This window comes from Enterococcus mundtii (assembly GCF_002947535.1).
In the GTDB taxonomy this organism is placed as follows: Bacteria; Bacillota; Bacilli; order Lactobacillales; family Enterococcaceae; genus Enterococcus_B; species Enterococcus_B mundtii_B.
Window position 1 is genome coordinate 82049 of the sequence record NZ_PUAP01000034.1, and the last position, 13872, is coordinate 95920.

Here is a 13872-nt window from a genome sequence, read left to right on the forward strand (position 1 = left end):
CGTTTATTCATTTGACCGTTCTTTTTTCTCTTCTGGACGGACAATAAAATTCAATATCACTCCAAATATAAGGAAGAAAACGAGTATTAAATAACTTCCCCAACCGATGACACCCTCATTCATCAACACAGTAAACCCGTTTTGAATATTCTGTAAAGGGGACAAACGATAGAGCCATTCCGTTAACGAACCGTTTTTGATCGCTACGCCTAGCAGTGGAGTCAACATGAAGAACAACCCGAAAATCCCGCCATATAAATACAACGTGAGTTTTTTGAATTGACGCATGAATCCTAAAAGAATCAATTGACCACTAGCAAAGACTAAAAACGCATAAATGAACCAAATAAAAGAATGCGCAGCACCTGATACTAGAGTTGTTAAAGTGCTGTAAATAAGTGACAGAACTGACGTTACGCTGAGTACCGCCACCATATTTGGCACGTTTTTCCATATACGGTTCGGTGTGACCAACAAATCGGCAGAAGTCACTACACGTTTTTTCATCACGCTAGATAATTGGAAAGATACTAATAAAATCGTTAAGCCACCGATCAATGTCACGTAGTAAGGAGTCAATGAGCTTTGTCTTGTTTGACCAAAACTCCCTTGTCCTAAAATCGGACTTGCTAGAAAATTAAAGACCTGGGGATTATCTGCCCCTCCATTCCTTGTGTTGGACAGGACGCCACTAAATGCTTCTGCGTATGTTTGATTTTCAGAAATAGTTTGTGACGATTCATCAAGAGAGGTACTTAGATTACTTAAAATAGTGGTAGCATTCTCTTGTACTTCAACGGTCGATTCTTTTAGCTGATCGATCGTCGGAGCGATATCAGTTACTTCTGCCGCAGATTGACCGGTAACTTCAGCAGCTGTTTTCGAACTTTCCATCAATCCTTGCATCGTTTCGATCAGATTGCCTGTTCGAGTTTCGATCATTGTATATTCATTTTCTTTGGGATGTGGGTTTTCTTCTGTGATGACGGATTCTGCTTCTATTTGTGCCGTTTGCTGCCAACTGTCGTATACTGCATGGATCTGTTGATTCGCAGAAGTAAACCAGTGATTTAGTTTATCAGCTTCTTCTATAAATGTTTGTGGTAGTGTCATCAGTTGCAATGTACCGTACAAGGTTGGCTTTAGCTCCTCTGTCTCTCTCGTCCCTGCAGAACCAATGACTGCTTGTAAGGCTATGATTTGATTCTCAGTATCGTTATACAATTGATCACCAGTTTTCTTATATTCCTGATACAATTGTTCGCTTACCATAGAGGGTTTATCGCTTTCTTGAAGATTGTTGTATAGCCAATAAATCGAACGTGGATCAGCTAATTCAATGAGGGATTTCTCCATGTTTTCTGGTTGATCGATCATCTGTCGGTATGCGGGTATCGTTATAGAATGGTGAGGTGTGCCAAATAGCGTGACGATTTGTTGTGCCGTGGTACTCAATAGTTGGAACTGTGTCAGAATTTGTGGCACATCATCGATCAATGGCTGATCCATCGGAAGATAGACTGAGAATTCTCTCGTTTGTTGTACGTGTCCATTGATCATCCATGTGTAAAACATTTGATTATATGACGTAGTCTGCTGTTCTGGATTCAACTGCCAATTCAAAGGAATCCCGGCTTCAAAGGTCAATTTATCTGGTAATGAAGGATATTTTACATGCTTGTGCTCCTCTTCTTCTGTCTCCTCCTCCGGCTCAATGGGCCAAGGCTGTACGATTGTTAATGAATGGTTTGTATCTACTCGGATCGCTGTTTCATAGTTGTAGGGTGCCAGTAACTGATTCAATTGATTTTCCATTTCTGTAAAATCATGTGTTGGCTCAAAAATGATCATCCCTTGCTGCTCATCTTCTGTTTGTATCAAGAGAAACGTGTCTTGATTTAACTCGATTGACATCTGTTGGTAGATTGTTGGTAAAGGAATAATTGCTTCATGTTGCTCTTTCGGTTCAAGATAAGCAAAAGAAGCCTCACTTCCGATTGGTCGATCAAAATCATTGGCATAACGTGTAACAATCGCTAGCTCATCATTGAAAATTGCAGCCTGATCCTGACTGATCACTGCTTGATTTTGCAATTCAGCTAATAATTGAGCCAAACTGTCAACTGGGATTTGGGGCAACGCCTGCTCTATTACTGATTGATATGCCCCATCTAATTTGGGTTCATTACTTTGATTTGTCATCAACTTGATGATCGCGTTTTTGACTTGAGTTTCTGTCGCAGTTTCCGGTGTACTTGTCGGATCATTATAATACGCATTGGCAATTTGATTTTTTAAATGTTCTAATTGTTCTACCTGACTTTCCAATTCCGTAATTTGTTGTTGGATCTCTTCAATGCGTGTTTGTTGATTGGTTTGAAACGCTGTTGCCTGAGTCAAGAAATCCCAATAAATACCGAAACTATTTTGTTCATTTGGGGTATAAAAATTGCTGAACTGAGCTAAAATCGCATCATTGAACAAGTCGTGTTGGTTTCTATAGTCAACCGTTGCGTTCTCCCACTGAGCGGTTAACTGATTTTTTTGTAAGGCAACTTGTTGATTGAATTGATCGATTGCTTCAGTGATTTTTTCATTCGCTTCTTTTGTGTAGTCAACAATCGTCTCTTGAACATTTTCTGTCTCACTGTGTGTTTCTTCTAAGCTGGTATTATTGCGCTCCAAAAGAGATTGTACGGAATCGACAAAGGCTTGTTGCTGCGCCTTGAATGTACTGTTTGTTGTATCTAAGATACTGGTCGTGTCTAATACACTAGCATAATTGTCGGGAATATTTTTGAATGGCTGGTAGATCGTATTTTCTAGGTTTTGCTGATAGTTACTATGTGTATTCGTCATTCTGTTCACGTTTTGTTGTGCTTCAGAAAGATTTCCTACAATACTGGAGAAATACATTTGCACCACACGCTGATTGAAGTTTGTTAAGATCTGATTCACTTGTTCTTCAATCATTTGGTTGGTTATTTCATTTTGCCCATCCCGCACTTGATATTCGATGACTGCTTTTTCTGGATTGATGCTTTGTAAAGATAATAGTCTTTCCGAAAAATCTTGAGGGATAATGATTTTGGCATCGAATTGACCGTTCTCGAGCCCTGCTGTTGCAATATTGCGCGTCGTCGTTTCCCAACGATTGGTGGAATCTTTATTGATCAGTGTCACAAAATCGGTTCCTAACAAGTACTGCTGACCTTCAAAATCTGCTCCCCGGTCTTCATTCACCAAGACATATTGCATTTTTGTCGTCGGACTAGCTGTACTCGTGATGATACTTTCTTCTTTGAATCCAATATACGCAAAGAAAAGAAGCAAAGATAAACTTGCGAAGATTGCAAGAATAAATGGCTGCTTTTGCTTCATTTTATTTTTCACATTGTTCTCCTCCTCCGAAAAAGGGCTTAGGTTAGAAGTCACTTGTACCTGAATAAATGCTGTAAACAGTCCCTTTAAAAATAAGCGTCAAAATCCAAAAATAGCTAGCTGATTTCGGATTTTGACGCTTATTTCATGGCGATGTGCACTTCTGTCATATCCTCTTTTTAGGCTATAGCTGAGATGCTTTGTTGCACATTGTGTTTTGGTGCACATGTGATCAGTTTAAGAAAACCTAGCAAACTGACTTTTTGTTTCTGTTTAAACATCAAGTTAAAATCCAAACGAACCGGCATCTTGACGATCGCGTTCTGCAACCGTATCAGCATACTTGTTCAGCTGTTGATTGATACTTTCAAGAAGTTCTTCCATTTGGCGGACATTACCTTCTAACTGGTTGTATTGTTCTAAATAAGCTTGAAATGCTTGTCCTTTCCACTGTTGGCTGATTTGTTGGTTCATTGAATTTACTTTGCGGATCGCTTCTTGAATCTGAGATGCTGCCTGTGAATAAACCTGTGCTTGTGACTTCAGTTGTTCGGGTGTGACTGCAATTACTCCTGCCATTGTGTAACCTCCTAAAATTTTTTTTGACCAGTTAATCATACTTGATTTTCAACCGGTCAAAATAAAATACGCCGAATAAGGTTGATCTTCGTCGTATACGCACAATTCTTTTCGTATAGGATTAGTTATTTTAAGATAGCTTACGATCACTAGGTGGGTGGGTGCTCATTCTTGAGTTCAAAATCAACGTGATAAGCCTGCTCCACGAAGCGTAACAGTTCGTATTTTTTTTGATATTGTTGCTTTGAATCCAAGTAGCAACTGACTGCTAATGCGTTTTTCACGTGAGACTTTCCTTTTTCATTTCCCTTGATCATATACCAGACGCCTTGTAAAAACAGTTGCAAGTTACGCTCATAGTATAGTTCTTCTTCAAGGAAATACTCTTCTAACTTCGCCCCATATTTCCAAACCAAGCGGAGATCCTGATTTTTAATAAATAGAATGAGGCCATTCGCCAACATGCGAAATGTCTCACTTTGCCCGCTGCGGTTTTCTTCGTAGACCGCCAAACTAAGAAACGACTTTTCTAAAATCAAATCGATAAATTTAGGATGGAACGCATACATACAGTTAGTAAACAAAAAAATTTCGTAGCGAGTCCATGTTTGCGCCTTCATTAAATACTGATAAACCTCTGAAGATAGCACATCGATTTTTTCCTCTTTTAATTGAGCAATCATCAAACGACAAAGACTGATCAGATGACGTTCCCTTTGTGTACTAGGTTCTTCTGTTTCATACAACTTGATAATACTATGTAACTCTAGACTATCTTTTTTTTCAAAAGCGACTACCGCTTCTTGCATCAATCGATTGACCTCGGATAAATCATTTGGAAAATTAAATAGCTGCAATTCATCGTAGTCCAAATTTAGTTTTTTCAAAAAATAAGTCAACTTACTGACTGTCGTATCTGCTTTATTTTGAATAAAACGTTTGTAAACCGAACGACTAGCTTCCTCTCCGCAAAGTTCTGCGATCGTTATTCCTTTTTGCTTTCTGACAAATTCAACGATTTCCCATACTTCCATTTTTTCACTCCTGACCTCTTTCACTGAAACTTGAACTCAATGATTCTCAGAAAGAGCTTCTATGATTGAAATTTGATAAAGCTAAAAATCCCCGTTTATTATAATCTTACCATCATTCTCGTTTGAATATTACATTTATTTATAATAACTATTGTTTTTAAATATAAAGACTTTACTAACAAATACAAAAAAACATAATAGAAAAACATTGACGTTATTTATAAGAGCGATAATGATGGAATAATCAATGTATTTTCTGTTCAAAATGTCATGATAAAAAAAGAATGAGCACTCGCAACGTTACTTTCTGCGAGTGCTCATTCCGTTCTATGATGCATCAGATCATCAATGCTATCATACCAATTACAATGTTGATTGCTGTGGACTATTTATTAAGGTTTCTACATATTTTTTTGCTTTTCTCAGCAGTTGGATTTTTCTTATCTGACTGACATAGTTTTTACGATCTAACATTAAATATTTATTTTCTCTGATTACGCTTAATTGCTCTTTATAGATCATTGCAGCAGCGGTCAATGCGAGTTGACAATTCCGGTCAATAAATGGCAGCATCGCAAAAGAATCGTCATATTTTTTTTCCGCCTCATTGGCCACCGCTTCCCATAGCTCAATCAGTGACTTCGTAGGTTTAACTCCTTGTAACATAGCTTCGGTCACACCATGGGCACGCATCATTTCCTTTGGTAAATAAATTCGTCCCATTTTATTATCTTCACCGATATCTCGTAAAATATTCGTGAGTTGCATCGCTTCACCCAATCGTTTTGCCGGCGACTGGATTTGTTCTGCTTGATCGGATAATAAAGGTAACAACATCAAGCCGACACTACCTGCAACATAGTAACAATATTCTTCTAAGTCAGCCAATGTTTCTGGTTGTGTAAAGACTAAATCTTGCTTTTGTCCTGCGATCATGTCGTAGAACGGAGATAGGGTCATAGGATAAACGGAAAAAACAACCGACAAGGCACGCCAAATAGGTTCATCAGGAATTTTACCCATTGAGAAAGCATCTAGTTGGTGTTTTAATGCCAACAATTCTTCCTCACTATGCGCTAAGTCAACGGTATCATCTGCCAAGCGACAAAAGGCATAAATGGCATAGACACTTTTTGCTTTTTCTTCAGGAAGTTGAGAAAACGCTGCGTAAAACGATTTTGAATATTTTTTTATCACAGTTTCACAATAGGCAAAATCGTCTGCGTGTTTTTCAAACAGTTCCTGATTAGTTTTTGTCATCTTTAACCAACTCCTCTACCGCAAGCTTAGCACTTTGCATCACGATTGGTACACCAGCTCCGGGATGTGTACTGCTGCCACAGAAATAAAGATTTTCAGCAGAAGCAAATTTATTATGAGGTCGATAATAGTTACTTTGTTTTAAGGTTGGTTTCAACCCAAATGTTGCACCATTATAGGCATTGAAATGTTTTTCAAAGTCTTTTGGTGTATAAAAACTTTCTGAAACGATATGCTCTTCAATATCAGTAAAGTCCGTTTTTTCTTTTAATAATGTCAATACTTTTTGGCGGTATTCTTGGACTTTCGCTTCTGACCAATCTTCATATTTTGAAAGTTCTGGAACTGGTACTAACACATATAATCCTTCATGGTTTTCTGGGGCCAATGATTCATCCATGATCGTAGGACGGTATAGATAAAAGGACGGATCTTCAGGTAAACGACCATCTTCAAACAAGTCATCAATATTTCGTTTGAAATCATCTGCGAAGTAGATACTATGGAGATAATCCCCTGGATATTTTTTATCTAAACCTAAATAGAGTAAGAAACAAGAACAAGAGTATTCCATCTTATCGATTTTCTTATTCGTATATTTTCCACGATTCTTTTCATCAGGGATCAACTCTTTCATCGCATAAGGGAAATCAGCACCACAAACGACCGCATCTGCTTCTATTCGTTCCTGTCCGATTCGAACACCTTTTGCCACTTTATCTTCAATGATCAATTCATCAACGGGTGTATTGTAATGGATCGTTCCACCTAATTCTTCTAGTAAGTTGGCTAGCGAGGTTGCTAAAGTATACATACCTCCTTTGATAAAATGAACCCCATAGAAAAGTTCGATCATCGGGATAATCGTGTATAACGATGGACCTTGATATGGGGAAACACCGATGTATAGGGTTTGGAACGCCAATGATTTTCGCAAACGTTCATCTTTGACAAATTTAGCGATCGATGAATACGCATCACTAAAGGTCCTTAGACGAATTCCTGCCCACAGTGATTTAGGATTATAGAAATCCCAAAAACCACGAAAGGATTTAGTAATAAATGCTTCTTTGGCTATGTTATAACGCTTGTAGATATCCGCTAGAAACGCATAATAGCCTTGCGCATCTTCTTGGGAAATCGCTTCGAGCGTTTTGGTCAATTCGATGAGATCATTTGAAAATTCGATTGGTTCTTCTTTATTGAAATAGAGCTTCAACATAGGATCGACTTTTTCCATCGGAATGTAATCATCCGGATTTTTTCCACAAAATTCAAATACTTCGCGATAGATTTCAGGCATCATCACGATCGTTGGTCCCACATCAAACGTGAACCCATCTTTTTTGATTTGGTTCATCTTGCCGCCAGGGCCACTTTCTTTTTCGTACAATGTTACTTCATAGCCTAATTTTTGCAAGCGTACAGCTGCACTTAATCCCGCAACTCCTGCACCTGTTACAATGACTTTTTTCATGACATCCACCTACTCAATTCTTGTTCTATAAATTTTTATCATCTGATAAATTTTAGGATATCATTAAATTTGTTTTGTCATAAAATAAAACGCTCAAATAACATATGTTACATTAAATTTTCTTCATTTTTCTTTGTTTTCAATTCATTTTTTATCATTTTTCACTCAGTATTATTTACATATGAAATATAGAATCTAAATACCCCTTGTTTCCCAAAACCGAATAAACAGCCTTAAGTCAATTCATTAAAAAAAAGCCGTAACATCCAAAAATATTTCCATATTTTTAGATGTCACAGCTTTTTTGGTTGATTACTTTTGTCACAACCTCAACTGTTTATTCAGTTTTATGTTGAAATTCATCTAAACGTGCCCGAACTTCATCAGTGGATTTCGTGTTCATCAATTGCACACGCAAATCGTTGGCTCCTGGAAATCCTTTGACGTAGATTTTGAAGAAACGATGTAAGCCTGTGATCGAACGTGGGATCTCTTTTGCATAGTGGTCTTGTAAATCTAGTTGCAAGCGCAGTAAGTCAATAAGTTCTTCTGCTGAATGCTCTCTTGGTTCTTTTTCAAAGGCAAATGGATTTTTAAAAATACCTCGACCGATCATGATGCCATCTACACCATATTTTTCCGCTAATTCAAGTCCTGTCTGGCGGTCAGGGATATCACCATTGATCGTCAACTTCGTTTGTGGGGCAATTTGGTCACGCAAGGCAACGACTTCAGGAATCAGCTCCCAATGTGCCGCAACTTTACTCATTTCTTTGCGTGTTCGTAAATGAACAGAAAGATTCGCGATATCTTGCTTTAGTAAATGACTGATCCAATCAACCATTTCAGCTTGCTCTGTGTACCCAATACGTGTTTTTACACTTACCGGTAAGCCTCCAGCTTTTGCAGCTTCGATCAATTCTGCCACAACTTCAGGGCGTAGGATCAAACCACTACCTTTCCCACGTTCTGCCACATTCGGTACCGGACAACCCATATTGAGGTCTATTCCTTTAAAACCCATCTCAGCTAATTGAATACTCATCTCTCTAAAAAATTCCGGTTTATCCCCCCAGATATGTGCCACCATCGGCTGTTCATCTTCAGTAAATGTCAAACGTCCTTTAACACTCTCTTTGCCATCTGGATGACAAAAACTATCTGAATTAGTAAATTCGGTGAAATACACATCCGGCGCACCAGCTTTTTGGACAACATGGCGAAAAACCACATCTGTCACATCTTCCATCGGTGCTAATACAAAAAAGGGCGTAGGGAGTTCAGCCCAAAAATTATTCTTCATCAAGTACACTCCATTTCGCTATATAAAAAGTTCCATCAAAAACATTGTTGCCATTATACAAGGAAAAAGAAAAAGAAGCAAAGTAGAGGTTGTGAAAGGAGCGATCAGCACTAAGGCATAAGCCAGGAAAATCGAAAATGGCTGTTTCATTTTTGATTTTTCTGGCTTATGTCCGAAGTGTTGCTCCTTGAACACCGTTTATCAGAGGTTGTGAGAAAAGTGTTTTGACCTGAGCAGTAAGATAGAAAATGGTAAAATAGCTTTTCATATTTTGCCATTTTTTAGCTTAATGTTGAAGGTCAGCTTTTTGAACACCGTTTATCTAGGTTGTGAGAAAGCCGGTCAGCTCCGAATATTAAGGGGGAAATTGGGAAAATAGCTTCTCATATTTTTTCAATTTTCCCCTTACTATTGAAGGAGTTGGCTTGCCTCGTTCATTAACTTCTTAACCCTCTACCTTTATTGATCAAGTACCAACACGTTGAGTAAAGTACAACGATGAACAGTACAAGGATCGCAATCGAAATGACAATTGGCACATCTGTTGTGCCTAAGAAACCATAACGGAAACTTGAGATCATATAAACAATTGGATTTACTTTTGAGATGGCTTGCCAAATTGGTGGTAACATCGAAATTGAATAGAACACCCCACCAAGATAAGTCAAAGGTTGTAACACAAACGTTGGTACAATGGACACGTCATCATAAGATTGGGCGAAAATCCCATTGATCAAACCGGCAAGAGAGAATAAGATAGCGGTCATCAATAGTGTTAATACAACGATCGTCCATGAATAGACATGTAATGGCACAAAAAATAGAGAGATCATGGTGACTAATGCACCGACTAAGACACTCCGTCCTAATCCACCAATCACAAATCCCCAGATGATGACATGTGTTGGTACAGGCGCAACTAAAATCTCTTCGATATTCTTTTGGAATTTTTGTGAAAAGAACGAAGAAGAAACATTTGAATAAGAGCTTGTGATAGCAGACATCATGATCAACCCTGGAACGATAAATTCCATGTAGGAGAAGCCGCCCATATCACCGATTCGACCACCGATCATTTTCCCGAAGATGATAAAATACAAAGACGTAGTGATCACTGGTGGTACTAACGTTTGTACCCAGATACGCATATAACGATTGGTTTCTTTGATTGCTAAACTTTTTAATGCAGTAAAATAAAGATTAAACATTTTTCTTCGTTGCCTCCATATGATAAGTTTCTTCCGTAATTTTCAAGAAAAGTTCTTCTAAGCGATTGGATTTATTGCGCATAGACAAGACTTTGATCCCTTGCGCACTTAACTGTTCAAAGATCCCATTCACTCCTTGATCACGCTCCACTTCAACCGCAAGTGTGCGTTCATCTTCTAAGACACTTGTATAGCCAATGATCTCTGGCTTTTTATCATAAGGTGCTAAGTCAAAGATAAACGTTTCAAACTGTAATTTGGAAAGCAAGGCTTTCATAGAAGTATTCTCAATCAGCTCACCCGATTGGATGATCCCAATATTTCGACAAAGCATTTCTGCTTCTTCTAAATAATGAGTCGTCAAAATGATCGTTGTTCCTGCATTATTCAATTCACGTAGAAATTCCCACATTTCTCGTCTTAATTCAATATCGACACCAGCTGTGGGTTCATCAAGAATCAATAATTTGGGTTCGTGCATCAATGCACGGGCAATCATCAATCGTCGCTTCATCCCACCTGAAAGCATCCGCGCACGAACATTGCGTTTCTCCCACAAATTAGATTGTTTAAGATATTTTTCACTACGTTTCAATGCTTCATTACGGGACACGCCATAGTAACCCGCCTGATTCACGACGATTTGTTGCACTGTTTCAAACGGATTGAAGTTGAATTCTTGGGGCACTAAGCCGATTTGTTGTTTTGCTCGTACTAAATCTGTATCCAAGTCATAGCCAAATACTTTCACTTTTCCCGATGTCTTGTTCACTAATGAAGTGATGATCCCGATCGTTGTTGATTTCCCTGCGCCATTTGGTCCCAATAGTGCATAAAAATCTCCTTCTTCAACCGTCAGATCGATGCCTCGGAGTGCTTCCACACCTGTCCCGTATATTTTTCTTAACTCATTTATCTCAAGAGCATATGTCATTTTTTACTAACTCTCCTTATTTTGTCTGATTTACTATTTTAGCATGTAAAGAGGTTGTGAGAAAGCCGTTAAGCTCCGAATAGTAAGGCGGAAATTGAGAAAATAGTTTCTCATATTTTTTCAATTTTTGACTTACTATTGAAGGAGTTGGCTTTCGAACACCGTTTATCTAGGTTGTGAGAAAGCCGTTAAGCTCCATACAGTAAGATGAAAATGAAAAAACCACAAGTCCTTCCAGAAAATAATTCTGTCGTCTCTGTGGTTTTCATTATCAATGATGGTTTTTGACTAAATACCTTTAGCTTGGGCTTATTTCTTACTCCACTACCCGCCATTGGCGATGTTGATCAAAAAAGGCAGCTTCTGCTTGTGCCTCTTTCACGATTGCTGTAGGATACTTCAGCACATCTAATAATGCGATGGCATTTCTTGTCTTAGCAGGTCCTTGTTTTAATTTAAAATCAAAACTGATCCCTTTCTCAGGAGTCACTTGCTCTTCAAAATGGACATTGGCACAATCTTTTTTCAAGATCTCTGTCAGTTCGATATCATGTGTTGCGACAAAGGCTAAAGAAGGGTAATCACTCAACCAATTCACGATAGCTGCCGAAGACGCGATCCGTTCAATCGTATTTGTCCCTTTCAAGATCTCATCGACAAAGCAATAGCAACGTTCTTTTGTTTCCACTTGCTGTAATAAACGCTTGATCGATTTGATTTCTGAAACAAAGTAACTATCGCCTTCAAATAAATTATCTTCGATCGCCATCGAGGTCAAGACATGACCGGGTTGGATCGTGAAAGATTCGGCTAAAGTAGTTTGGATCGTTTGCGCTAAGATACAGTTGATGGCAATACTTTTGACGTACGTCGATTTTCCTGAAGCATTCGATCCTGTGACCAATGTGTTCTGTTGCCAATCGATGGGATTGACGACTGCCTCTGCAATCAGAGGGTGATACGTATCCTCTGCCATGATCCCGCCTTCTGCAAAGACTGGTTGACAAGAATAGGGCATGTAGATGCGATAATTCAACACTGCCGCAGCTACTTCTAACTCTCCGAGTAATTGCCATAATTCGATCGCTTGTTCCGTTTTCTTTTCCAATCGACTAATGACAAAATGATACGAAATAAATGGCAACATGAACATCATATTCAAATAGTCAAAAAACAACTCCGCTTCTGAGCCATTTTTAACTCGAAATGAAAAACCGAACTTAGGGATTTCTTTTAAAGGCTGAACATTTTGTTGTAACTCTGCTTGTAACGGTGTGGCAAACATAGCTATTTTTTTCGCCGCAGAAATCGTAGAAACAAGATAGCCCATACTATTCAGTTCTGTTTCGAGCGTTTGCTTTTTTATCAAGTAATAAACCGTATTGAATAACACACTAATGATCGCGATATAAATGCCGATCACTTGTCCAAGTAAAAACAAGCCTAAACCAATGAGTGGTAACATGCCTAAAAAGGCAAATAGCCCAATATGACCAATTCTCTTGCTTTTGCCATCTGCTAAGTATTGTTTGGCAAAATTCCGGTCTTTTTTTCCAAGTCGTGCAAATTGATATTGGATTTCTTCTCTCAACTTAGGATTTTCTTGGTAGAAAGTAATCAACTTTTCTAGACGCTGATCTTGTCCAAAATCAAAATTACGCAGCCGCTGATAAAGCGCTTCTGAACCCACACTTGAATACGTATGATTGACCGTTTCGAATACTTCAAACATATCTAGGTCATACCAAGTCAAATCATCGACTTCACTGTCCCACGTGCGAAACTTTTTTTCTGTCTGCCAAGCTTCTTTTAAGCTCTCCTCCTTATCAAATCGTACTTGATATGGAAGCTTTCCCCATTTGTAACGGACATCTGCTCTTAATTTTTTTCGCGAATTGATTTCTAAGACAATTAAGATCCCAATGATACCGACGATCAGGAGCATGATAAATTCTGTTTGACTCATAAATTTTCTCCAATCTATTGAATACTTTAAGTATAGCACTGATTGGAAACATAAATGGAGTTATAAAAAAACTATCCTTCTTTTTCACCGTATTCATGTTGGTTCTAGACACCAATTAATTCCATCGAAAAGTACCTTTTGACTTCCTTCATGTTGCAATCCTTCTGAAAAATGTGCAGGAGTCATACAAAAAACTTTACCTTTACCATACAGATGTCGCCAAGCAGCGATAGCTTCCCCATATTGAGAATAGCTGTGCATAAGAACTTCCGTTTCTCCTATAGCTACCTCAGTGAAATAGTGTTCGTCCCATATTTTATAAGACTTACCATTTGGTTCTCGATAGGTTACTTCTGTAGGTTTAGGATGATGAACGAAGCGCCCCCGCAACATCTCACTAAAAGCAGCGTGGATCGGGTAGTTAGAAAGTCCTGAATGATGTGCAATCAAGCTTCCACCACCTGCTACATACTCGGTGATCAACTGATCGTATGTGTCATCCAACCAAAAAGCGTCATTTGTTTCAGGCGCTAACCGGTTTTCCTTTGAAAGGAGCACCAAATCCGGTTGCTCTTGTAACGCTGTAGCGAATTGATCGATCCTAAGGTCAACCATTCCTATTTCTTGTGGGAAGTGCTTAGCGATCCCCTGAAAATAGTTGACTAACGGATCATGCGGATGGTAAAAATCGCCTAACAACGTGATCATTTTTTTCACTAGGAACACACTT

Annotated in this window: 10 protein-coding genes; all 10 read right to left on the reverse strand. The window is 38.6% G+C overall.

Annotated features, from left to right (window positions below; all coding sequences use genetic code 11):
- Positions 1-3 precede the first annotated feature (3 nt).
- The gene (esaA, locus tag CUS89_RS11700) at positions 4-3393 is read right to left on the reverse strand and encodes a type VII secretion protein EsaA (protein ID WP_104872258.1); all 3390 of its coding nucleotides are present in this window, start codon (positions 3391-3393) and stop codon (positions 4-6) included.
- Positions 3394-3666: 273 nt separating this feature from the next.
- Positions 3667-3960, reverse strand: coding sequence for a WXG100 family type VII secretion target (locus tag CUS89_RS11705; RefSeq protein WP_019722716.1), 294 nt, complete (start codon positions 3958-3960; stop codon positions 3667-3669).
- A 149-nt stretch (positions 3961-4109) separates the two neighbouring features.
- Complete coding sequence (locus CUS89_RS11710; RefSeq protein ID WP_104872259.1) at positions 4110-4994, reverse strand: Rgg/GadR/MutR family transcriptional regulator; 885 nt, start codon at positions 4992-4994, stop codon at positions 4110-4112.
- A 363-nt stretch (positions 4995-5357) separates the two neighbouring features.
- Positions 5358-6254 (reverse strand): phytoene/squalene synthase family protein, encoded by an 897-nt coding sequence (locus CUS89_RS11715; RefSeq protein ID WP_104872260.1) that lies wholly within the window; start codon positions 6252-6254, stop codon positions 5358-5360.
- Positions 6241-7731 carry a phytoene desaturase family protein gene (locus CUS89_RS11720; RefSeq protein ID WP_104872261.1) on the reverse strand — a complete coding sequence of 497 codons (1491 nt, stop codon included), beginning with the start codon at positions 7729-7731 and terminating at the stop codon, positions 6241-6243. The genes CUS89_RS11715 and CUS89_RS11720 overlap by 14 nt, the downstream gene beginning before the upstream one ends.
- A gap of 337 nt (positions 7732-8068) precedes the next feature.
- On the reverse strand, positions 8069-9034 hold the full coding sequence (locus CUS89_RS11725; protein WP_104872262.1) for a tRNA dihydrouridine synthase: 966 nt from the start codon (positions 9032-9034) through the stop codon (positions 8069-8071).
- A gap of 437 nt (positions 9035-9471) precedes the next feature.
- The gene (locus tag CUS89_RS11735) at positions 9472-10242 is read right to left on the reverse strand and encodes an ABC transporter permease (RefSeq protein WP_071866502.1); all 771 of its coding nucleotides are present in this window, start codon (positions 10240-10242) and stop codon (positions 9472-9474) included.
- Positions 10235-11176, reverse strand: a complete 942-nt coding sequence (locus tag CUS89_RS11740; protein ID WP_104872263.1) for an ABC transporter ATP-binding protein — start codon at positions 11174-11176, stop codon at positions 10235-10237. Before CUS89_RS11740 ends, CUS89_RS11735 begins: the two co-directional genes overlap by 8 nt.
- A gap of 316 nt (positions 11177-11492) precedes the next feature.
- Positions 11493-13142 carry a MutS-related protein gene (locus tag CUS89_RS11745; RefSeq protein WP_104872264.1) on the reverse strand — a complete coding sequence of 550 codons (1650 nt, stop codon included), beginning with the start codon at positions 13140-13142 and terminating at the stop codon, positions 11493-11495.
- A 93-nt stretch (positions 13143-13235) separates the two neighbouring features.
- A complete protein-coding gene (locus tag CUS89_RS11750; protein WP_258082419.1) occupies positions 13236-13850 on the reverse strand; it encodes a ThuA domain-containing protein in 615 nt (204 codons plus the stop codon).
- Between the last annotated feature and the right edge of the window lie 22 nt (positions 13851-13872).